The 22771-nt window shown below is 65.4% G+C and carries 21 protein-coding genes; 17 read left to right on the plus strand and 4 right to left on the minus strand.

Translation table 11 applies throughout. The annotated features are described in order from the left end of the window. Nucleotides 1–95 precede the first annotated feature (95 nt). From mmsA to nrdF, 13 genes are all read left to right on the plus strand, one after another. Nucleotides 96–1682 carry a multiple monosaccharide ABC transporter ATP-binding protein gene (gene mmsA / locus RCH22_RS18450; RefSeq protein ID WP_327015089.1) on the plus strand — a complete coding sequence of 529 codons (1587 nt, stop codon included), beginning with the start codon at nt 96–98 and terminating at the stop codon, nt 1680–1682. Next, complete coding sequence (mmsB, locus tag RCH22_RS18455; RefSeq protein WP_327015090.1) at nt 1682–3007, plus strand: multiple monosaccharide ABC transporter permease; 1326 nt, start codon at nt 1682–1684, stop codon at nt 3005–3007. The genes mmsA and mmsB overlap by 1 nt, the downstream gene beginning before the upstream one ends. A gap of 92 nt (nt 3008–3099) precedes the next feature. Beyond that, a complete protein-coding gene (locus tag RCH22_RS18460; RefSeq protein ID WP_327015091.1) occupies nt 3100–4191 on the plus strand; it encodes a sugar-binding protein in 1092 nt (363 codons plus the stop codon). Between the two features lie 264 nt (nt 4192–4455). Further along, nucleotides 4456–5442, plus strand: a complete 987-nt coding sequence (locus tag RCH22_RS18465; protein WP_327015092.1) for an ABC transporter substrate-binding protein — start codon at nt 4456–4458, stop codon at nt 5440–5442. Between the two features lie 120 nt (nt 5443–5562). After that, entirely contained in the window at nt 5563–7113 is a 1551-nt protein-coding gene (locus RCH22_RS18470; protein WP_327015093.1) for a sugar ABC transporter ATP-binding protein, read from the plus strand. Continuing rightward, on the plus strand, nt 7110–8165 hold the full coding sequence (locus RCH22_RS18475; RefSeq protein WP_327015094.1) for an ABC transporter permease: 1056 nt from the start codon (nt 7110–7112) through the stop codon (nt 8163–8165). Before RCH22_RS18470 ends, RCH22_RS18475 begins: the two co-directional genes overlap by 4 nt. After that, entirely contained in the window at nt 8162–9181 is a 1020-nt protein-coding gene (gene yjfF / locus RCH22_RS18480; RefSeq protein ID WP_327015095.1) for a galactofuranose ABC transporter, permease protein YjfF, read from the plus strand. Before RCH22_RS18475 ends, yjfF begins: the two co-directional genes overlap by 4 nt. 105 nt (nt 9182–9286) lie before the next feature. Continuing rightward, nucleotides 9287–10312 (plus strand): LacI family DNA-binding transcriptional regulator, encoded by a 1026-nt coding sequence (locus RCH22_RS18485; protein ID WP_327015096.1) that lies wholly within the window; start codon nt 9287–9289, stop codon nt 10310–10312. 227 nt (nt 10313–10539) lie between these two features. After that, nucleotides 10540–11382 carry a hypothetical protein gene (locus RCH22_RS18490; protein WP_327015097.1) on the plus strand — a complete coding sequence of 281 codons (843 nt, stop codon included), beginning with the start codon at nt 10540–10542 and terminating at the stop codon, nt 11380–11382. Between the two features lie 355 nt (nt 11383–11737). Then, complete coding sequence (gene nrdH / locus RCH22_RS18495) at nt 11738–11971, plus strand: glutaredoxin-like protein NrdH (RefSeq protein WP_134446781.1); 234 nt, start codon at nt 11738–11740, stop codon at nt 11969–11971. Nucleotides 11972–12025: 54 nt separating this feature from the next. Further along, entirely contained in the window at nt 12026–12430 is a 405-nt protein-coding gene (gene nrdI, locus RCH22_RS18500; RefSeq protein WP_327015098.1) for a class Ib ribonucleoside-diphosphate reductase assembly flavoprotein NrdI, read from the plus strand. 32 nt (nt 12431–12462) lie between these two features. Then, complete coding sequence (gene nrdE / locus RCH22_RS18505; protein ID WP_327015571.1) at nt 12463–14568, plus strand: class 1b ribonucleoside-diphosphate reductase subunit alpha; 2106 nt, start codon at nt 12463–12465, stop codon at nt 14566–14568. 57 nt (nt 14569–14625) lie between these two features. Next, nucleotides 14626–15600 carry a class 1b ribonucleoside-diphosphate reductase subunit beta gene (gene nrdF, locus RCH22_RS18510; protein ID WP_134446785.1) on the plus strand — a complete coding sequence of 325 codons (975 nt, stop codon included), beginning with the start codon at nt 14626–14628 and terminating at the stop codon, nt 15598–15600. Nucleotides 15601–15672: 72 nt separating this feature from the next. Here nrdF and RCH22_RS18515 read toward each other — a convergent pair whose 3' ends face one another. After that, nucleotides 15673–16515, minus strand: coding sequence for a hypothetical protein (locus RCH22_RS18515; protein WP_327015099.1), 843 nt, complete (start codon nt 16513–16515; stop codon nt 15673–15675). 524 nt (nt 16516–17039) lie between these two features. Here RCH22_RS18515 and RCH22_RS18520 point away from each other — a divergent pair. Further along, nucleotides 17040–17843 carry a hypothetical protein gene (locus tag RCH22_RS18520; protein WP_327015100.1) on the plus strand — a complete coding sequence of 268 codons (804 nt, stop codon included), beginning with the start codon at nt 17040–17042 and terminating at the stop codon, nt 17841–17843. Between the two features lie 51 nt (nt 17844–17894). Here RCH22_RS18520 and RCH22_RS18525 read toward each other — a convergent pair whose 3' ends face one another. Continuing rightward, a complete protein-coding gene (locus tag RCH22_RS18525) occupies nt 17895–18326 on the minus strand; it encodes an organic hydroperoxide resistance protein (RefSeq protein ID WP_327015101.1) in 432 nt (143 codons plus the stop codon). 85 nt (nt 18327–18411) lie between these two features. Between RCH22_RS18525 and RCH22_RS18530 the strand changes: the two genes are divergently transcribed. Beyond that, the gene (locus RCH22_RS18530; protein WP_327015102.1) at nt 18412–18969 is read left to right on the plus strand and encodes a MarR family transcriptional regulator; all 558 of its coding nucleotides are present in this window, start codon (nt 18412–18414) and stop codon (nt 18967–18969) included. A 14-nt stretch (nt 18970–18983) separates the two neighbouring features. Here the strand turns inward: RCH22_RS18530 and RCH22_RS18535 are convergent, their stop codons facing one another. Continuing rightward, the gene (locus tag RCH22_RS18535; protein ID WP_327015103.1) at nt 18984–19871 is read right to left on the minus strand and encodes a hypothetical protein; all 888 of its coding nucleotides are present in this window, start codon (nt 19869–19871) and stop codon (nt 18984–18986) included. 159 nt (nt 19872–20030) lie between these two features. On the opposite strand from RCH22_RS18535, the gene RCH22_RS18540 reads away from it, so the two are divergent. Next, nucleotides 20031–20507 carry a universal stress protein gene (locus RCH22_RS18540; RefSeq protein ID WP_327015104.1) on the plus strand — a complete coding sequence of 159 codons (477 nt, stop codon included), beginning with the start codon at nt 20031–20033 and terminating at the stop codon, nt 20505–20507. An 8-nt stretch (nt 20508–20515) separates the two neighbouring features. On the opposite strand, the gene RCH22_RS18545 is transcribed toward RCH22_RS18540, so the two are convergent. Beyond that, entirely contained in the window at nt 20516–21598 is a 1083-nt protein-coding gene (locus RCH22_RS18545; RefSeq protein WP_327015105.1) for a LacI family DNA-binding transcriptional regulator, read from the minus strand. Between the two features lie 146 nt (nt 21599–21744). On the opposite strand from RCH22_RS18545, the gene RCH22_RS18550 reads away from it, so the two are divergent. Next, nucleotides 21745–22755, plus strand: coding sequence for a substrate-binding domain-containing protein (locus RCH22_RS18550; protein ID WP_327015106.1), 1011 nt, complete (start codon nt 21745–21747; stop codon nt 22753–22755). The last annotated feature ends 16 nt before the right edge of the window (nt 22756–22771 follow it).

The following is a 22771-nucleotide window of genomic DNA, read 5'->3' on the forward strand; positions in this document are numbered from 1 at the left end:
GCCGTTACCCAAGCGTGACACGGACGTGCGGCAGGGAGCCTGTTGCTCGCGGCCACTGCCGGTTACTATCTGTGGCATCTGGCGCAAGGAGCACAATGATGTCCACCCAGCACGTCATGAACGACGAACCCGTCCGGACGGACGGCCCGGTCATTCTGGAAATGCGATCGATCACGAAGGAGTTCCCCGGGGTCAAGGCCCTGTCCGACGTGTCCCTCACCGTGAAGGCCGGGGAGATCCACGCCATCTGCGGTGAGAACGGCGCGGGCAAGTCCACCCTCATGAAAGTGCTTTCCGGGGTGTACCCGTACGGGACATATGACGGCGACATCGTCTACCAGGGCAGGACCGTGCATTTCCGGGACATCCGCTCGAGCGAGGAAGCCGGGATCGCGATCATCCACCAGGAACTCGCGCTCATCCCCGAGCTGTCCATCACCGAGAACATCTTCCTCGGCAACGAGCCGACCCGGTGGGGCGCGATCGACTGGATCACGGCCAAGAAGACCGCCCTCGAACTGCTCGCGCGGGTCGGGCTCCGCGAGGATCCGGACACCCTGATCAAGAACATCGGCGTCGGCAAGCAGCAACTCGTGGAGATCGCCAAGGCGCTCAGCAAGTCGGTCAAGCTCCTGATCCTCGACGAGCCGACCGCGGCGCTCAACGAAGCGGACTCGCAACACCTGCTCGACTTGATCCGGGGCCTCAAGGGCAAGGGAATCACGTCGATCATGATCTCCCACAAGCTCAACGAGATCGAACAGGTCGCAGACTCCATCACGATCATCCGTGACGGGAAGACGATCGAGACCCTCGACGTGGTGCGGGACGGGGTCAACGAGGACCGCATCATCCGCGGCATGGTCGGCAGGAGCCTCGAGAGCCGCTTCCCTGACCATGTCCCGAGAATCGGAGAGGTGTTCTTCGAGGTCAGGGACTGGAACGTGCAGCATCCGCAGGTCACGGAACGGATGGTGGTCAAGAACTCGAGCCTCACCGTGCGCCGCGGGGAGATCGTCGGCATCGCCGGACTCATGGGAGCCGGCCGCACCGAGCTCGCGATGAGCATTTTCGGCCGGTCCTACGGTACCTTCCTCTCCGGGCGGATGTTCAAGGACGGCACGGAGATCGAACTGAGGAACGTCGCAGAGGCCATCGACCACGGGCTCGCCTATGTGAGTGAAGACCGCAAGGCACTCGGCCTCAACCTGCTCGACGACGTGAAGCGCTCGATCGTGTCCGCGAAGCTCGCCAAGATCTCGGCCGGTCCCGTCGTCAACGACGGCAAGGAGTACTCGATCGCGGAGGGCTATCGCACGAGCCTCCGCATCAAGACGCCGACTGTCGATTCCGGGGTCAGCAAGCTCTCCGGCGGCAACCAGCAGAAGGTCGTCCTCGCCAAGTGGATGTTCACGGACCCCGACCTGCTCATCCTCGACGAACCCACCCGGGGCATCGACGTCGGCGCCAAGTACGAGATCTACGGCATCATCCAGAACCTCGCGGCGCAAGGGAAGGGCGTCATCCTGATCTCCTCGGAACTCCCTGAGCTCCTGGGGCTCGCCGACCGCATCTACACGGTCTTCGAGGGTGCGATCACGGACTGCATCCCCGCTGCGGATGCCGACCCGGAGACCCTGATGAAGAGCATGACGAGTGCCAGAAAGAAGGTTCGCAGCTGATGACTACCGAGACCACGACCACGAGCGAGGCGCGCAGCGCGCGGAAGCTGTTCGGCGGGGGGAACCTGCGTCAGTTCGGCATCCTGTTCAGCCTGATCGCGATCATCCTGCTCTTCCAGTACCTCACCAACGGCCTGACCCTGTCCTCTGGCAACCTGATCAACCTCGTCAGCCAGTACTCGTACATCCTGATCCTCGCCATCGGGATGGTGATCGTGATCATCGCCGGGCACATCGACCTGTCCGTCGGGTCGGTCGCCGCCTTTGTGGGCATCGTCGTCGCGACGTCGATGCACGACTGGAACCTGCCCTGGCCGCTCGCTATCCTCCTCGGTCTCCTCGTCGGGATGCTGATCGGGGCCTGGCAGGGCTGGTGGGTCGCCTTCGTCGGCGTGCCGGCCTTCATCGTCACCCTCGCCGGCATGCTCATCTTCCGCGGCGGCAACCAGCTGATCGGCAACGCGAACACGGTTCCGGTTCCCGCCGGCTTCACCACCATCGGTTCCGGGTATCTTCCGGAGGTGGGGCCGTACACCGGGTACAACAACCTCACCCTCCTGCTCGGGCTCATCATCGTGATCGCCGTGGTCTGGCGGGAGATCCGGGCGCGCCGCGTGCAGCGGATCATGGGTTCGACGCCGTCCCCGCTCTGGGCGAGCGTCGTCAAGGTCGTGCTGCTCAACGCGGTCGTGGTCTACGCGACCTTCCTCTTCGCGGGCGGCCGCACCGGAACGAGCTTCCCGGTCTCCGGCATCATCCTCGGGGTGCTCGTGCTCGTGTACTCGTTCATCACCCGGAACACGATCTTCGGCCGTCACGTCTACGCGGTCGGTGGTAACAAGCTCGCCGCCGAACTCTCCGGCGTCAAGTCCCGCCGGATCAACTTCCTCGTGATGATGAACATGTCGATCCTGGCCGCCCTCGCCGGCATGATCTTCGTCGCCCGCTCGGTCGCTTCCGGACCGCAGGACGGGCTGAGCTGGGAGCTCGACGCCATCGCGGCCGTCTTCATCGGCGGCGCGGCGGTCTCCGGCGGAATCGGAACGGTCACGGGCTCCATCATCGGCGGTCTCGTGATGGCCGTGCTCAACAACGGGCTCCAGCTCCTCGGCGTCGGAAGCGACCGGGTGCAGATCATCAAGGGTCTCGTGCTTCTCCTCGCCGTGGGGGTGGATGTCTGGAACAAGAAACAGGGCCGGCCGTCGATCCTCGGGTTCATGACCCGGAACCGGAAGACCACCCCGGCTCCGGATGAACCGCCGATGGTCGTCCCCGACTCGGGAACGCCGGACACGGCCTGGCCGCCGGCGAGCATGCCCTCCTGAGCCGCGGTATCCGCATGACCTCTCCCGATCTCGCTCCACACCCTGCACATCACAATCCCTGCTCCACCACATTGAGTAGAAAGCGATCGAACATGCGAAAACTCCTCGCGACTACAGCGCTCGCAGCCGTAGCCCTGATGGCACTCTCCGGGTGTTCCACCCGCACCGACACCACGGGCGGTTCCACAGCGGCCGCCGGATTCCCGGCGGACTCGGTGATCGGCGTCGCGCTTCCCTCGAAGACCTCGGAGAACTGGGTCCTCGCCGGAGGCCTCTTCGAAGACGGCCTCAAGACGGCCGGGTTCAAAGGCGACGTGCAGTACGCCGGCGCCTCGACGACGGTCAAAGACCAGCAGGACCAGATCTCGGCGATGGTCACCAACGGCGCCAAGGTCATCATCATCGGCGCGGCAGACGGCGGCCAGCTCGGCACCCAGGTGAAGGCGGCGAAGGACGCGGGTGCGACGGTCATCGCCTACGACCGGCTGATCCTCAACACGCCGGACGTGGACTACTACGTGGCGTACGACAACTTCAAGGTCGGTGAGCTCCAGGGCCAGGCCCTCCTCGATGGGCTCGCCTCCCGGAAGGCGGCCGGGCCGTACAACATCGAGCTCTTCTCCGGTTCCTCCGACGATGCCAACTCCGCGGTCTTCTTCAACGGCGCGATGAGCATCCTCCAGCCGAAGATCGACGACGGCACCCTCGTCGTCGCTTCAGGCCAGACCGACATCAAGCAGACGGCGACCGCCGGCTGGAAGGCCGAGAACGCGCAGAGCCGGATGGACTCGCTCCTGACCAGCACCTACGGGGACAAGGCCCTCGACGGCGTGCTTTCCCCGAACGACACCCTCGCGCGGGCGATCATCACGTCGGTGAAGGCAGCAGGCAAGCCCATCCCGATCGTGACCGGCCAGGACTCCGAGGTCGAGTCGGTCAAGTCGATCATGGCCGGTGAGCAGTACTCGACGATCAACAAGGACACCCGCCTGCTCGTCGCCCAGGCGATCAAGATGGCCCAGGCGTTGCAGAAGGGGGAGACCGTCGACGTGAACGACACCAAGTCCTACGACAACGGCGTCAAGATCGTTCCCGCCTACCTGTTGCCTCCGGTTATCGTGACGAAGGCGAACGCGGCAGAGGCCTACGCGAACGATCCCAAGCTCGCGCCCCTCACCCAGTAACAGATATCGCATCATCCGGCGGAGCCGGCCCCTGCCAGGGGTCGGCTCTGCCTGCGTGAGAGGCCTGGTTATGAGCGTTCACAATCGTTGCGCGGATGCCGGTGATCCCCACTGCAAAAGAGATCGAAAAGATATCGGGAGGGCTTGTCAACGTGCGCTTGTGAGCGCTAACATTTCGACATCGACCAGAACGACCTGGTCGCCCGGCACCGAGACACGCAGCAGAATGTTCCGCCGGGACGCTAAACAAGGAGGTTTAGTCACATGATCAGGAAGATGATCGGAGCGGTCGCCGTCGGCGCCTTTCTCCTGGCCCTCACGGGATGTTCCACTGCCGCAGACACCAGCTCGACGGGCCCTGCGAAGGCGCCGGGCGACATCGTCGTCGGCTTCGCCCAGGTCGGCGCGGAGAGCGGCTGGCGGACCGCGAACACCAAGGACATCCAGGGTGCGTTCGCCGCGTCGGGAATGCAGCTCAAGTTCTCGGACGCGCAACAGAAGCAGGAGAACCAGATCAAGGCCATCCGCTCATACATCACCCAGGGCGTCGACGTCATCGCGTTCTCTCCCGTCGTCGAGACCGGCTGGGACGCGGTCCTGAAGGAGGCGAAGGACGCCGGGATTCCCGTCGTCCTCACGGACCGTGCCGTCGACTCGAAGGACGACAGCCTCTACGTGAGCTTCCTCGGTTCCGACTTCATCAAGGAAGGCGAGAAGGCCGGCCAATGGGTCGTCGACGAGTACAAGAACCAGACCGATCCCGTCAAGATCATCCAACTCGAGGGCACGACGGGCGCGGCTCCCGCCATCGACCGTGCGGAGGGCTTCGCCGACGTCATCAAGGCCGATCCGAAGTTCCAGATCGTCGCATCGCAGACCGGCGACTTCACGAGGGCGGGCGGAAAGCAGGTCACCGAGGCGCTCCTGAAGTCCAACCCGGACGCCACCCTGATCTTCGCCCACAACGACGACATGGGCCTCGGCGCGATAGAGGCCGTCGAAGCCGCAGGGAAGGTGCCGGGGAAGGACATCAAGATCGTCACCATCGACGCGGTGAAGGACGGCATGCAGGCTCTCTCCGACGGCAAGATCAACTTCATCGTCGAGTGCTCACCGCTCCTCGGCAAGCAGCTGGTCGACATCGTCAAGAAGGTCGTCGCGGGGGAGAGCGTCGAGAAGCGCATCCTGACGGAGGAGACGACCTTCACCCAGGAGCAGGCGACTGCCGCACTTCCCACCCGTCAGTACTGAGCGAATCCGGTACCGCTTCGCCGGTCTCCGGCGGCAGCGCTCGGCAGGCCATGCGGCCGGCCGATCCCTGCCGCCGGGAACCGGCATCCGCGTGCACACGACGATGAAGAGAGAACGTGAATGAACGCACAGGCCCCCGTCGTCGAGATGACGAACATCTCGATCTCCTTCCCCGGCGTCAAGGCCCTCGACGGTGTGAACTTCCGGATGTTCCCCGGCGAGGTGCACTCGCTGCTCGGGGAGAATGGTGCAGGCAAGTCGACCCTGATCAAGGCGCTGACCGGTGTCTATGCGATCGACAGCGGCCCGGCCGACAGCGGCGAGATCCTGCTCGCCGGCAACCGAGTCTCGTTCGCGGGCCCCGCCCAGGCCCAGAACGCCGGGATCAGCACCGTCTATCAGGAGGTGAACCTGCTCGGAAACCTGAGCGTCGCTGAGAACATCATGCTCGGCCGGGAACCGCGCCGGTTCGGCGGCATCGATTGGCGGGCCACCCGGCGTCGGGCTGTGGAACACCTCCGCGGCCTGCACCTCGACATCGATCCCGGTTCACTGCTCGGTTCGCACTCGCTCGCTGTCCAGCAGCTCGTCGCGATCGCCAGGGCCATCGACGTCAACGCGAAGGTTCTGATCCTCGACGAGCCGACGTCGAGCCTCGACGCCGACGAGGTCGCCGAACTCTTCCGGGTGATCCGCGAGCTCAAAGCCGAGGGCGTCGCGATTCTCTTCGTGTCCCACTTCCTCGACCAGGTCTATGAGATCTCCGATCGCCTCACGGTTCTTCGAAACGGCAAACTCGTCGGCGAATACCGCACGGCAGAGATCCTGCGCCTCGACCTCGTGCAGAAGATGATCGGGAAGGAACTCGCGATCCTCGACGCCCTCGAGCGGCGGATCGTCGAACCGGGCGGAGGGGAAGACGACGAAGTGCCCCTTCTGGCCGCGACGGCGCTCGGGCGCAAGGGGTCCATCGCGCCGGTCGACCTCCGGATCTACACCGGCGAGGTTGTCGGGCTCGCCGGTCTCCTCGGCTCCGGGCGCACCGAGCTCGCCAGGATCCTCTCCGGCATCGACCGACCGGACTCCGGGGAACTGGTGATCGACGGCACGCCGCACCGGTTCCGAACGCCACGTTCGGCGCTCGCGCGGGGAGTCGCGTACTCCTCGGAGAACCGGCGCTCAGAGGGTATCGTCGAAGACCTCACCGTGCGGGACAACATCGTGCTCGCTCTGCAGGCCGACCGCGGCTGGTTCCATCCGATCTCGCGGAAGCGCCGCGACGAGCTCGCGGGCAGTTACATCCAGGCTCTGAACATCCGGCCGGCCAACCCGGACGCCATCGTCAGGAACCTCTCTGGAGGCAACCAGCAGAAGGTATTGCTGGCCAGGTGGCTCGCCGTCGCGCCGCGGCTGCTGATCCTCGACGAACCCACCAGGGGCATCGATGTGGGCGCGAAGGCCGAGATCCAGAAACTCGTGGTCAACCTCGCCGAAAACGGGATGTCGGTGCTGTTCATTTCGGCTGAACTCGAGGAGGTGCTGCGCCTCAGCAGCAGGATCGCGATCATGAGGGATCGCAGGCTCGTCGCCGACATCGTCAATGACGACCTGACCGTTGACAGCCTCCTGGCCATCATCGCCGACGGCGAACTGACGGCGGTGGCGCGATGAACCTGAACCGGATGTTCTCGAGCCGGTTGTTCTGGCCGGTGGTGATGCTGCTCGTACTGTTCACCATCAACCTTGTGGCCTTCCCCGGGTTCTTCAGCCTCGAGGTCAAGAACGGGCACCTCTTCGGCAGCCTCGTGGACATCGCCCGCAACGGCGCACCGACCCTCATCATCGCGGTCGGGATGACCCTCGTCATCGCGACGCGGGGTATCGACCTCTCCGTGGGCGCCGTGTGCGCGATCGCGGGCGCCGTCGCCTGCTCGATCATCCTCGGTTCCCCGGAACCGGGCAGCATCGGCACGGTCGCGGTCGCCGTCATCGCCGCGCTCCTGATCGCCCTCGTCCTCGGCCTGTGGAACGGGTTCCTGGTCGCCGTGCTCGGGATCCAGCCCATCATCGCGACCCTGATCCTGATGACCGCCGGGCGCGGCGCGGCGATGCTCATCACGGAGGGCCAGATCCTCACCGTGAACAGCCCTCCATTCAAGGTGATCGGGTCCGGTTTCGTGCTCGGCATCCCGGTTTCCGTCGTCATCGCGGCCGTCATCTTTGCCGCAGCCGCCCTGCTCACCCGGCGCACGGCCCTCGGGCTCCTGATCGAATCGGTCGGAATCAATCCGGAGGCGAGCAGGCAGGCCGGCGTTCGGTCGCGGGGCCTCTTGATCACCGTGTACACCTTCTCGGCATTCGCGGCCGCCATCGCCGGCCTCATCCTGACCTCGAACCAGACGGCGGCCGATGCCAACAACACCGGCCTCTTCATCGAACTGGATGCGATCCTCGCGGTGGTGATCGGAGGAACCTCCCTTGCAGGCGGCCGGTACTCACTCCTCGGCACCCTCGTCGGCGCCCTCGTCATCCAGACCCTCGTCACAACGGTGTACACGGTCGGTATCCCTCCCATCGCGACTATGGTCTTCAAAGCCGCGGTCGTGACGGCCGTCTGCCTGCTGCAGTCGCCCACGACGAACGCCACGTTCGGCCGCTGGCGCCGGTCACTCGGCCGGGGACGTCCGGGCACCCGAATCGCCGAAAGGGCGTCCGTCTCATGAGCATCGACACCTCCTCCGCGCCCGTCGACGCGGGCCGCCGGCTGCTCGGCCGGGTCTCGTCAGCGTTCACGAGCCCGAAGTACGGCCCCGTCCTCGTGACCCTCGTGCTGCTCATCGCCATCTTTGCGATCGGCGGCAGCCGCTATCGCGGCTTCGTTTCCGGGCCCGTGATCCTCAACCTGTTCGTCGACAACGCCTACCTGATCGTGCTGGCGGTCGGGATGACGTTCGTGATCCTGACCGGGGGCATCGACCTGTCGGTCGGGGCCGTCCTCGCCCTGTCGACCATGATCGCCGCGAGCCTGCTCCAGTCCGGCTGGTCGGCCGCGGTCGTGATCCCGCTCATCCTCGTGCTGACATCGGTGCTCGGACTCCTGGTCGGGCTCATGGTCCACGTCTTCAAGATCCAGCCGTTCATCGCGACCCTCGCCGCGATGTTCCTCGCCAGAGGGCTCTGCTACGTGATCAGCAAGGACTCGATCTCCATCACCGATCCGGTCTTCGTCAGCCTCGCGCAGACCAGGATCTCGTTCGGCGCTCGCATGAGCATCACGGCGAGCGTCGTGATCGCCCTTCTTGTGGTCCTGGTCGCGTTCCTCGTGCTGCACTACTCCCGCCTGGGGCGCACCGTCTACGCGATCGGCGGCGGGGAACAGTCCGGCATGCTGATGGGACTGCCGGTGGCCAGGACCAAGGTGCTCGTCTACGTGATCAGCGGATTCTGCTCCGGCCTTGCCGGGGTGCTCTTCACCTTCTATACGCTTTCGGGATACAGCCTCACAGCGGTCGGAACCGAACTCGACGCGATCGCCGCGGTCGTGATCGGCGGGACCCTGCTCACGGGTGGTTACGGCTTCGTGCTCGGCTCTGTGCTCGGCGTGCTCGTGCTCGGGACGATCCAGACGATCATCACCTTCGAAGGCACCCTCAGCTCGTGGTGGACCCGGATCTTCATCGGTGGGCTCCTCCTCGTCTTCATCGTCCTTCAGAAGGTCCTGACGGCACGCCGTCGATAACGCGTCCGGCGTGAGCGTGTCGGCCACGGCACCCGCGCGTGAGCCAGAATAAGGGGACAGAGAGACGATGCGTTGAACACGCATCGGTGGGAGCCGATGAGCCTGGTGAGCAAGGACGATGAGAAGGCGCGCGTCGCCAACATCTTCGACGTCGCGAGGCTGGCCGGCGTCTCGCACCAGACGGTCTCCCGGGTGCTCAACGACCTTCCCAATGTGCGCCCCGCGACGCGGGAACGGGTCGAGAATGCGATCAAGCAGCTCCGCTACCGGCCGTCACCCGCCGCGCGCGCCCTCGTCACCCGCCGCTCCCGGACGATCGGCCTGATCACAACAGGAGGACCGGACTACGGACCCTCGAGCACCGTCCTGCGGTTCAACGAAGCGGCGAGGGACGCCAGGTACGCGGTGAGCATGGCGAGCATGCTCGAGTCGGACCCGGAGTCGTTGCGTTCCGCCGTTGAGCTCCTCCTGCGGCAGAACGTCGAGGCGATCGTGCTGATCGCGGCGCACCGCAGCGCCCTCGAGGCCGTCAGGGGCATCGAACTCGGGGTGCCCCTCATCGCGGTGGAGTCGAGCGGCCGCGGCGGATTCCACCGGGTCGGCGTCGACAACTACCGCGGTGCGCGGATCGCTGTCACGCACCTCGCCGAACTCGGCCACGCCAATATCGTGCACCTCGCCGGACCGGCCGACTCCGTCGACGCCATCGAACGAGCCAGGGGCTGGCGTGACGAACTGGGCGACCGCGGCCTCATCGCGAGAGAACCGCTGATCGGCGACTGGTCGCCGGCGAGCGGGTTCCGCCTCGGTATCGACCTGATCGAATCCGGCTCCTATGGCGACTTCACGGCCGTGTTCGCCGGCAACGACCAGATGGCACTCGGACTGATCCACGCCCTCGTCCGCAACGGACTCGCCGTGCCGGACCGCGTGAGCGTCATCGGGTTCGACGATATCCCCGAGGCCGCGTTCTTCTCCCCGACACTGACGACCATGCGCCAGGACTTCGACGAACTCGGCCGCAACATCCTGAACACCCTCCTCGCCGTGCTCGAGGACGAGGAAGCGCTCGACCTGCCGAGCTCGGTCCCTGAGCTCGTCGTCCGCGAGTCGACCGCCCCGCGCGCCTAGCCGCTCCCGGTGGCGACACGGGTCCTCAATGGGGCGGATGCGGAAGCGAATGTCCACCGGAGTCGCAACAGCCGAGAGGTCCCGGGCCATACCGCCGACACTCGCGGGACGACAACTCGACTCGACACCCTCGCTGCTCGTGACGGTGAGCTGATTCCTACCGGGCCCTCAATGCCCAAGGCCTCAATTCCACGGCGATCGATGCGTTACTCAGAGACGGCACGCTGGTGCGGATCCGACGGGGGATATTCGTCTGGGGAACACTCTGGCGGGAGTCTGACCCGGACGACCGATACCCGTGGTTCGTTCGGGCTTCTGCCGCGAGCGCGGTAGGGCCCGTTGTCCTGTCGCACATCTCGGCAGCCGCGCTGCACGGTCTTCCGTACATCGGCCTGTGGCCGCGCGAGGTGCATTCCCTCAATCCGGAAGCCACGGGTGGGAGCCACACCCGGCTCCTGACGGCGCATCGCGGAGCGCCTGCGCCTGGGGGCGTTGAGGTGGCCGGTTGCACCGCGACATCGCTCGTCCGCACCCTCGTCGACGTCGCCGCAGGAACGAATCTTCTGACGGCTGTGGTCATGATCGACCACGCGCTCCGGGTGGAACAAGCGCGGGCCGCTGATGACGTGCGTCTCGGACGCGGTGGGGCTGGAGCGATCACAAAAGACGACCTGCTCACCGAGTTCGCGCTCGTGAATCCCCGGCGGGGCTATCGGCAGGCTGAGGCGGCGATCGCCTTCGCCAACCCGCTCTCGGCGAACGGGGGAGAGTCGCTCAGCCGGGTGCGTTCGTTCGAGCTGGGCTTCGTCGTGCCTGAGTTGCAGGTGTGTTTTCCGAACGTCCGTGGGCACGACTACTGGGTCGACTTCTACTGGAGGGCCGTGCGGATGATCGGCGAATTCGACGGGCATCAGAAATACACCAGGGGACGAATCCTGGCGGGACGTGATCTGCCGAGGTCATCGTGCAGGAGAAGAAGCGCGAGGACGCACTTCGGGACCGCTCAGACAGCTTCATGCGCTGGGACTGGGAACTGGTCGAGTCTTCCCGGCGGTTCTGCGAATGCCTGACCGAACACGAGGTGCCACGGGTGGCGACACGCCCGCGGTGAGTTATCCACAGAGGTGCGAATGCTGTTTCTGCAGGATGTGGATAACCCGGCGATTTCCGCGGGAAAGCGGGCCTCCGAATGCGCCGGCCTGTTGACAACATCACGAATGTCGGTGGATAACTACATAATTGTAATTACCGCATGTAGTGGCCATTCCCATTGGGAGGCACTACATGTAGTATTGATCTCCAGCACAGCAACGCCGTAACACCTGACATCCCGCGTTTCGCAGGACCGCATCGCACTCGAACAGTCGTACTGGCGCACTCACTTCTGAACCATTACTCTTCTGAACCACGAGAAAGGCCTTCCACATGGCAATCACGGTTTACACCAAGCCCTCCTGCGTGCAGTGCACAGCCACCTACCGGGCCCTCGACAACAAGGGCATCGAGTACGAAGTACTCGACCTCTCTGTCGACGAGAACGCCCTCGAGGCCGTCAAAGCTCTCGGCTACCTGCAGGCGCCCGTCGTCATTACAGACGAGGACCACTGGTCCGGCTTCCGCCCGGACAAGATCAACGAACTCGCCGCACGTCTCGCCTGAGCGGTCTGCGCTACGGGACTGAAGCACGCGGTTCGAGAGTGAGGCCGGCATCCAATGGCTGAGATCGTTTATTTCTCCAGCACCTCGGGGAACACCCAGAGGTTCGTGGAGAAACTCGGCCGGCCTGCCGTGCGCATCCCGTTGTACGCGCGCGACGAGCCGCTCCGGGCGACAGAGCCCTATGTGCTCGTCGTGCCGACCTATGGCGGCGGCGAGGCCAGGGGAGCTGTGCCGAAGCAGGTCATCCGCTTCCTGAACGACGAGCACAACCGTTCGCTCATCCGCGGCGTGATCGGCGCGGGCAACATGAACTTCGGCACGGCATTCTGCATCGCGGGGGACATCATCGCGGCCAAGTGCAACGTGCCGCATATGTATCGATTTGAAGTATTGGGAACTCCGGATGATGTGCGCATCGTTCACGACGGATTGGAATCATTTTGGAAGCAACAGCCGTGAAAGTAGCCCCGCACGCGCAGGTCGCGCTGGCAATGGACTATCACTCCCTCAATGCCATGCTCAACCTCTATGGGCCGAACGGGGAAATCCAGTTCGATAAGGACAGGGAGGCGGCCACGGAGTTCTTCCTGCAGCACGTCAACCAGAACACGGTGTTCTTCCACTCCCTCAGGGAACGCCTCGACTACCTGGTCGAGAAGGAATACTACGAGCAGGCTGTGCTCGACCAGTACTCCTTCGAATTCATCACGAGGCTCAATGACCTCGCGTACTCGAAGAAGTTCCGCTTCCAGACCTTCCTCGGTGCCTTCAAGTACTACACGTCGTACACGCTCAAGACCTTCGACGGCAACCGGTACCTCGAGCGTTTCGAGGATCGCGTCGTCATGACCGCACTCGGCCTCGCCCAGGGCGACGAGAAGCTCGCGACCGGCCTCGTCGAGGAGATCATCGCCGGCCGTTTCCAGCCCGCAACGCCGACGTTCCTGAACTCGGGCAAGGCGCAGCGCGGCGAACTCGTCTCCTGCTTCCTGCTCCGCATCGAAGACAACATGGAGTCGATCGCCCGCGGCATCAACTCCTCGCTCCAGCTCTCCAAGCGCGGCGGCGGCGTCGCCCTGCTGCTCAGCAACATCCGTGAGTCTGGCGCCCCGATCAAGCAGATCGAGAACCAGTCGAGCGGAATCATCCCCGTGATGAAGCTCCTCGAAGACTCCTTCAGCTACGCGAACCAGCTCGGTGCCCGCCAGGGTGCCGGCGCCGTGTACCTGCACGCGCACCACCCCGACATCATGCGCTTCCTCGACACCAAGCGTGAGAACGCCGACGAGAAGGTGCGGATCAAGACCCTGTCGCTCGGCGTCGTCATCCCCGATATCACCTTCGAGCTCGCCAAGAAGGACGAGGACATGTACCTGTTCTCGCCATACGACGTCGAGCGCGTCTACGGCGTGCCCTTCGCCGACATCTCCGTGAGCGAGAAATACCACGAGATGGTCGACGACCCGCGGATCAAGAAGTCCAAGATGAAGGCGCGTGACTTCTTCCAGACCCTCGCGGAGATCCAGTTCGAGTCCGGCTACCCGTACATCATGTTCGAGGACACCGTCAACGCGGCGAACCCGATCAAAGGCCGTATCAACATGTCGAACCTGTGCTCGGAGATCCTCCAGGTCAACACCCCGACCACGTACAACGAAGACCTGTCCTACGACACCATCGGCAAGGACATTTCCTGCAACCTCGGGTCGATGAACATCGCCCTGTCGATGGACTCTCCTGACTTCGGCAAGACCGTCGAAACTGCCATCCGTGGCCTCAACTCGGTCTCCGAGCAGAGTCACATCGCCTCGGTGCGCTCGATCGAAGACGGCAACGACAAGTCGCACGCGATCGGCCTCGGCCAGATGAACCTGCACGGCTACCTCGCCCGCGAGCGGGTGTACTACGGCAGCGAAGAAGCGATCGACTTCACGAACATCTACTTCTACACGGTGCTGTTCCACGCCCTCCGCGCCTCGAACACCCTCGCCATCGAACGCGGCCACGCGTTCGCCGGCTTCGAGGACTCGACGTATGCCTCCGGCGCGTTCTTCGACAAGTACACCGACCACGCGTGGGTCCCGTCGACCGCCCGCGGCGCCGAGCTGTTCGAGAAGGCCGGGGTGCGCATCCCGACCCAGGCCGACTGGGCCGAGCTGAAGGCATCCGTCATCGAACACGGCATCTACAACCAGAACCTGCAGGCCGTGCCGCCGACCGGGTCGATCTCCTACATCAACAACTCGACCTCGTCGATCCACCCGATCGCCTCGAAGATCGAGATCCGCAAGGAAGGCAAGCTCGGCCGCGTCTACTACCCCGCCCCGTTCATGACGAACGACAACCTGGACTTCTACCAGGACGCCTATGAGATCGGCGCGGAGAAGATCATCGACACCTACGCCGCGGCAACGCAGCACGTCGACCAGGGTCTCTCGCTCACGCTCTTCTTCAAGGACACCGCGACGACCCGCGACATCAACAAGGCGCAGATCTACGCGTGGCGCAAGGGCATCAAGACCATCTACTACATCCGTCTCCGCCAGCTCGCGCTGGAAGGGACCGAGGTTGACGGTTGCGTCAGCTGTATGCTGTGAGTTTGCTGGATGTTTTCTGTGCACTGCCCGCGACTGCTCTGGGACTAAGGACTATCAATGATTGACAAGCTCAAGCTCATCTCGCATGTCGATGCGATCAACTGGAACAAGATCGAAGACGAGAAAGACGTCGACGTCTGGAACCGGCTGACCAACAACTTCTGGCTGCCGGAGAAGATCCCGCTGTCGAACGACGTGCAGTCCTGGAACCAGCTCACTCCCGTCGAGCAGCAGCTCACCCTGCGCGTGTTCACCGGCCTGACCCTGCTCGACACGATCCAGGGCACCGTCGGCGCTGTGTCGCTGATCCCCGACTCGATCACCCCGCACGAAGAGGCCGTCTACACGAACATCGCGTTCATGGAGTCCGTGCACGCCAAGAGCTACTCCTCGATCTTCTCCACCCTGAGCAACACCAAGGACATCGACGAGGCGTTCCGCTGGTCGACGGAGAACGTCAACCTGCAGCGCAAGGCCTCGATCGTGATGGACTACTACCAGGGCGACGACCCGCTCAAGCGCAAGGTCGCCTCCGTGCTGCTCGAGTCGTTCCTGTTCTACTCGGGCTTCTACCTGCCGATGTGGTTCTCCAGCCGGGCCCGCCTCACCAACACGGCCGACCTCATCCGCTTGATCATTCGTGACGAAGCGGTGCACGGCTACTACATCGGCTACAAGTTCCAGAAGGGCCTCGAGGCGGCGACGCAGGAGCGTCGCGACGAGATCAAGGACTACGCGTTCAACCTCGTCTTCGAGCTCTACGAGAATGAGGTGCAGTACACGCAGGACCTCTACGACACCGTCGGGCTGACCGAGGACGTCAAGAAGTTCCTGCACTACAACGCCAACAAGGCCCTGATGAACCTCGGCTATGAGGCCATCTTCCCCAAGGAGGTGTGCGACGTGAACCCGGCGATTCTGTCCGCGCTCTCGCCGAACGCCGACGAGAACCACGACTTCTTCTCCGGGTCGGGCTCCTCGTACGTGATCGGCAAGGCCGTCAACACGGAAGACGCCGACTGGGACTTCTAACCCTGGACCGGTAGGGCGGCGGAAGGCCGGGAGCGCACTGCGCCCCCGGCCTTCCTCGTTCGTTCCGGCCGGCTAGTGTGCGGCCGTGGCGTCGGCGTGCCCCGAAGCGTCGTGCCCCGTGTCCTGTGCTGCGCCGTGTGCCAGGTGTTCGGCGATCTTCTGAATCTCCGGGCCGTATGTCCCGGTCCCGGCGTCGCTGGCGATCTGCTGCGCCGCGGCATCCTGCTGCTCGGCCGGCAATGCCTTGAGCGCGGTCAGGGCGCTCTGCAGTTCGACCGGGAGCTTGCTGAACAGGGCAGGGTTGTCGACAAGGCTCAGGGCGAGCTTGGTGACGGCGGGACCCGCGTCCGTGGTGTCCGTCGCGGTGTGGCCGCCTGCGCCGGGGGTACCGACGTCGAGGCTGCCCTCGAGCGCTGCGTGCAGGGCGGCGCGCAGCGGATGCTCCGGGTCGGCCTGGATCGCAACGGCGAGCGCCTGCGCCTGCTCGCCATAGTTCCCGGCGAGAGCCGACGTGGCGATGAATTCGGCGGCGGCGGTGCGGTCGCCGTCCGAGGCCTGCGTGAGGGTGGTCAGGTCGGCCTGCAGATTCGCAGGAAGGCTCGCGAAGAGCTCGGCGTGATCTGAGATCGTCGCGGCGACCTTCTGGGCCTTCTCGCCGAAGTCCTGTCCGTGCGCGAGGTCCCCGCGCAGCTCGTGCGCGACGGAGCTGAAGAACGAGGCGCCCGGGGTGGCGGGGGCGGATGCCGATGGGGCCGACGGGCTGCCCGGTTCGGCGGTGCCGCCCAGCGGGCTGGCCGTTGCTCCCTGCATGCCGGTGCCGAGCAGGGCGCCCGCGGCGAGCACGGAGGCTGCGCCGATCGTGAGGCGCTTCTTTCGAGAGGTGGCGGTAGCCGAGGAGTTCTTGTTCTGGGTCACAGTTGTTCCTTTCGATTGCGTGCGGCCAGCGGTGGGTGCAATCCAGGGCGGGGCCCGGATGGCGAACCGATGCCGGCAGCACGTGGCGAGTCTAGGCAGCCGGGTCGGCCAGACCCTCCGTGTCTGCTGGGTGCCCGGCCGGGGAGACGGAGGAATGTTGCCCCGACTTCCCGCGCGATGTCGGCCGTCGTCCGGCAGGCATCCATGGTCTGGTTGTCGCTCTCACCGGGCGTTTCCGGAGCCCGTCCAAGCGCGCGACTCTCCGTGGATGGCGACACCGGGGTCGGGGTCGGCGGTGCAGGAATTACGCTCTCGGCTGAGTACGCGGCCCAGCGTGTCCCCCGTTGGGGGACTGGTGCTTAATGTGAGGATGTGTCACCATAGACAGATTATCTCGCTACCTGGTTCCACCCGTTGAGTCTGACGAACAGTCAGCTCCGGCGACGTACGCGCGACACTGAAGTGATTTGACACTGGAGTTGCCGGGTTCAGCACCACCATCTGGTACTTCGGAGTCCCCTTAAATGAACAAGAACCACCTGGCGGCAGCGTTTGCGCTGGCTATACTCGGCCTCATCGCTCCCACGAACGTCACGTCCGCGCAGGCGGCGACACCGTCGTCCGTCAAGGTCGTCGACTCCGCGAACATCATCACGGACCCGGCGTGGTTCACGCAGGCCTACAACGAGGGTATCCGTCTCTACGTGATGCACTCCACCGCGTGGGGCAGCTGCGCTCCCTGGGAGCACACCCAGGCCCAGCTGAAGATGGCGCTCGACGCCGGCCTCAAGATCGCCGTCTACACCCGGGATGCGACGTGCTGGCAGGGCGGGATCGCCGCGGCCGGCCCCTACCAGTCGCAACTGCAGTTCTTCGCACTCGACGTCGAGACCGGCAGCCCGCCGGTGACCCGCGCGATGGTCGACGGGGTGCGCGCAATGGGTGTGCGTCCGGTGATCTACAGCGGCTCGGGGATGTGGCCGAGCATCATGAACAACAGCAGCGCCTTCGCCGACGTGCCGCTCTGGGACACCAACGCCGGGGCGGTGAACTACAGCGGCTGGCTCGCCGACATCGAGGCGCCCGCTGCGGTCGCATACGGAGGCTGGAACACGGCGGCCAACCCACGGATCGGGGTGCAGCAGAAGTTCGAGCACAACCTCAACGGCGTGCTCGTCGACCTGAATTCATTCGACGCGACCTTCCTTGGCCTGACTGCCACGGCACCCGTGGCCGTGCCGGCTGCGCCGACGTCGACGGCCACTCCCGCCCCCACGCCGACTCCCACGCCTGCGCCGGCGAAGGTCCGGATCCAGCACCGGCGCTGACGCGGGCCTCCGCTCGCCCGCCTGGCCGAGCGCGCGAGGGCGCGGCGGGGGTCAGTCCTCGTCGGGGATGACGACGAGGGTCACCGGGATGTTTCCGCGCGTGGCGCGGGAGTATGGGCAGACCTGGTGGGCGGCCGTAAGCAGCTCCTGGGCGACGACGGGGTCGACGCCGGGCAGCTGGGCCTCGATCGTGACCTCGAAGTCGAAGCCGGTGGCCATTCCGCCGACGAGGTGCACGGTCAGGGAGACGGCGGAGTCAGTGACGTTCACCGTGCGCTGGCGGGCGACGCCCTTGAGCGCGTTGTGGAAGCACGCCGCCCAGCCGCTCGCGAAGAGCTGCTCGGGGTTCGTGCCCGCGCCGCCGTCGCCGCCCATTTCGGCCGGAATGGACAGGTCGAGGTCGAGTTTGTTGTCGCTCGTGACGACCTTGCCCGTTCGTCCGCCCCAGGAAGTGGCGGATGCGGTGTAGACGGCGGTACTCATTGTGTCTTCTTTCGTGGTGGGCCGGGGCAGACTGGGGGTGGCCCTTGTGGAAGTGCTTCGTATTCGAAACAACTAGGAGCGAGTCGTGAGTATTCCCCCATCGGGCATTGCGGATCCGGGCGATCCTGAGCGGATCGGCCCCGCCCAGAGTGTGTCGCCCGCGGAGATGCGCGCCTGGGCGGCCATCGTCGAGACCGCGAACATCGTGCAGTTCGCCGCAGACCGCCAGTTGCGGGATGCCGTGGGCCTGACCCTCGCCCAGTTCGAGATCCTGCTCCGGCTCCTCGAAGCGCCAGAGGGGCGGTTGCGGATGACCGACATCGCGGACGCACTGACGGTGTCCCGCAGCGGGCTCACCTACCAGGTCGCCCGGCTCGAGGCCCTCGGGCTCGTCGAGCGGCGCCCGTCACCCGGCGACGAACGTTCCGTCATCGCGCATATCACCGCAGCGGGTCGGGCGGCACTCGCCGCCGGCGGACCGGGCTACGTCACGCTCGTGCGTGAGATGCTCTTCGACCGCATCGGGCCCGAGGAACTCGCGACGGTCACCGAGATCCTTGGAGACGTGCGCGCGCAGTTGCGGTCACGTCCGAAGCGGTCGGCGTTCCGGCGTTCTCGCGGCGCTGCCGCTGCGGGGGACTGACCCCCCGGCGCCACTCAAACCGTCGGGATCAGCTCGGTGCGGGGGCACGGCTGCCCGCCGACGAGATTGAGGCAGGAGGCGAACACGGCGGGGTACGGCTCACTCAGTGAGGATCCGAACCAGGAGTTGTAGAACAGCCAGAAATTCAGGTTTCCGTGCGTCGAGCATCCGCCGCCGCCGTCGCCGTTCGTATCGGCGAGTGCTGCGGCATCCGGCTGGTACGGGGTGTAGTTGTACAGGTTCGCCGTGGCCTGGTTGCGAATCTGAACCGTCGCCGCGCCGCACGCGGCTTCGGGGTTGTATGCGACGCTGACCGCGCCGACCTTGTAGGCGCGTTCGGGCTCCTGGGTGTACTGCCGAAACTGCCACGCGGCCCGGTAGACCTGGTTGAAGAAGCCGAAGTACTCGGCATCGCAGTCGGCGGTATCCGGGCAGCCGTAGCCCGTCGCCCGCAGGTAACCGGATGCGCTGGGCCGGGTCAGCAGGGACTGTTCCTTCTGCAGCAGCACGAGGAGGACCCGCGGGCTGATCGTGCAGGCCTCTGCGACCTTCTCGATGATCGTGCTCGCACGCTCGTTCGGCTCGCCCGCGTATGCAGCGCAGTGGCCGGGGCCCTGCGCGGGTTCGGAGACGGTCGACTCACGGTACTCCCAGAGGCACGGCGAGTCGTCGCTGCGGCGGCAGGTGCGGCCTTCGAGGAAGGACTGAACCTCGTCGGCCGTCATGGCATTGGGGTTGAAGAAGTTGTAGTCACTGATCAGGGCGCCGGCGTCGAAGACGGCGGGATCGGTGGACGCCGTCCGCGGCGCGACGACAGATCGCACGAGGAAGCCGCCGGCCACGATCGCGGCGATCGTCGCGACGGCGATGAGGATTCGTCGCTGGGAGGCGCGGAGAGGCATGAGTCCACCCTAACCGGGCCCGGCAAACGATCGGGGCCGGAGCGGGTCTCGCGCCGGGGCTGACGCAGGGGTTGACGGTGCGGGGGTAGCCGCGACAGTTTTTCTCTCGGTCGGGGGTGTTTTCCGTCGCGCCACCTTTGCCGGGAGTAGCGTGGGATCATGTCAGGCATCGATGCAGACCAGTCTCCAGCTCCCACCGGCAGTATCGTCGTCGGTCACGACGGCTCCGACTATGCGACCCATGCGCTCGCGGTCGCCCTCGACCTCGCCGGGCCGCTCGGCGCATCCGTCGTCGTCGTTCGGGCCTGGTCGATCGACACGGCCCCGCGCCCGGCCGACTGGAAGTTCGGCTACGTTTCGCCCCTCACCGACTACGCCGGTGCGGTACGGGAGAAGCTCGAAGCCGATGCCGGGCCGATAGCGGCGCAGCATCCGGGAGTGCCCGTCGAGTACCGGGCGGCGTACGCGACACCGCTCAGCTGCCTGATCAGCGTTTCCCGCAGGGCGCGGATGCTGGTGGTCGGCTCCCGCGGGCGCGGCGGCCTCGCCGGGATGCTGCTCGGGTCGGTCAGTGAACAGTGTGTGCGACACGCGGACTGCCCGGTGCTCGTGGTGCGGCCCGGCGTATCGGCCTGAGCGGTCCCCTAGCGTCCGGCCGCGGGACTCCTGAGGTCGGCGACCGACGCCCGGGGGATGAGTTCCGTCGGGAGCTGGATGTCTTCGACCGGTTGACCCGGTGACTCGATCTCGGCCACGAGTCGTTCTACCGCGAGCTCTCCGAGTTGCTCGACCGGGCGAGCGACGACAGTGATCCCGGGGACCATGTATGCCGCCCAGGGGCTGTCGTCGACCGTGACGAGGGACACTTCGCGTCCGATCGCGAGCCCCCGCGAACCCGCGACCTTGAGCACGGACAACGCCATGTCGTTGTTGGAGGTGAAGATGACCGTGGGTGGGGAGGCCAGGTCCAGCATCTCTGCGACCGCGGCCTCCGATGACTCGGGTACGTCTTCGCTGAAGTGCCAGACCTGGTCTTCGGGAGGGATGCCCGCGTCGGCCGCTCCGGCGGCGAAACCATCGGCACGGTCCCGCACGCTCGAGATCAGTGCGGGGGGCCGTGCGGTGGTCTGGCCTGCGATGTTCGCGGCAGTGATCAGGAAGCCGAGCCGGGAGTGCCCGAGGCTGACGGCATTGCGGACCGCCTCCCGTGTGCCGGTGAAGTCGTCTGTCGTGACCGTAGTGACGCCGAGGTCGTCCAGGCGACGGTCGGCGAGCACGAGCGGTCGTCCGCCCAGGTTTCCGGCCTCGAGGTGCTCGCTGTGGCCGGTCGCGGAGGGGAACACGATCAGGCCGTCGACCTGCTTCTCGAGCAGGGTCTCGATGGCCCCCCGCTCCACCTCTGGGTCCTCGTCGGTGTTGCTGATCAGGACCTGGTACCCGCGTTTTCGCGCCGCATCGACGATGGACTTGGTGGCGCGGTCGAAGAATGCGTTCGTGAAGTCTGCGATGACCACGAGTCCGATCGTGCCGGTCGACCCGGCGCGCATGGCCCTGGCGAGTTCATTGGGGCGGTAGCCGATCTCGTCTGCTGCGCGACGGACGCGTTCCACGGTGGCTGCGGACGTGCGCCCATACCCGGAGAGGGCCCGAGAGGCAGTGGCTCGGGAGACGCCGGCCTGCTCTGCGACGTCGATGATCGTCGGAGCGTGACTTCGTCGTTCAACCATGAACAATCCTCGTAATCGAAACGTTACCGAACGGGCTTGCGCCGCGGTGCTGTGTGCTGCAATCTTATACAAGTTTGCGAGAACGATCTCGCAAGCAGCGCGTGCAGTTGCGATTGCAATGCACCTATGTGTCAAAGGAGACCTCTATGAAGCGTTCTTACCGAGCGATCACCACCGTCGGCGTCGCTGCCGCATTCGCCATCTCGATGACTGCCTGCTCCACGACGGCGAGCACCGGTTCGGCGACGACGGCCACCGCGAAGAAGGACATCACCATCGCGTTCGTGATGGGCGCTGAGTCCGACCCGTTCTTCCAAGCCATGAAGGTCGGCGCCGAGGACGAAGCCAAGGCCGAGGGCGTCAAGCTCATCTGGCAGGGCGATCCGGCCAAGTACTCCGCCGAAACGCAGATCCCGATCGTCGACGCCGTGCTCGCACAGCAGCCCACCGGCCTCGTGCTCATCCCGACCGACCCGAAGGCCCTGCAGGCCTCGGTGGCCAAGGCCACAGCGGCCGGCATCCCCGTCGTCAACGTCGACACCCACGTCTCCGACCTCAAGGACGTCGTCAGCTTCATCACCGGCGACAACGCCGACGGCGGTTCCAAGGCCGCTGACGCGCTCGCGACCCAGATCGGCTACAAGACCGGCGGCTCATACAAGGTCGTCGTCGGACTCACCAGCGCCACCGCCACGACCAACGTGAGCCGCCTCGACGGCTTCAAGGCCCAGGTCGCCGCGAAGTACCCCGGCGTGGAAATCGTCGACGTCGCCTACTCCGAGTCCAACCCTGAGACGGCTGCCACGAACGTGAGCAACTGGCTGACCAAGTACCCGGACCTGAACGGCATCTTCGCGATCGACGGCACGAACGCTTCCGGCGCGGCTGCCGCGCTCGAGTCGAAGGGCCTCAGCGGCAAGATCGGCCTCGTTGGCTATGACGCATACCCGGACAACGTCGCCAAGATCAAGTCGGGCATCTTCACCGCCCTTGTCGCCCAGGACCCGGCCGCCGAGGCACGCCTGGCCATCAAGACCCTCGTCGAATTCATCAACACCGGCAAGACGGCGACCGAGCACGAGGTCGTCATCCCCAACGTCGTCCTCGACTCCAAGACCTCCGACGCTGACTTCGCCAAGTACACCTACGTCAAGTAACTGACGCTTCCCGTAC

Source organism: Cryobacterium sp. GrIS_2_6, from assembly GCF_035984545.1.
Classification (GTDB): Bacteria; Actinomycetota; Actinomycetes; order Actinomycetales; family Microbacteriaceae; genus Cryobacterium.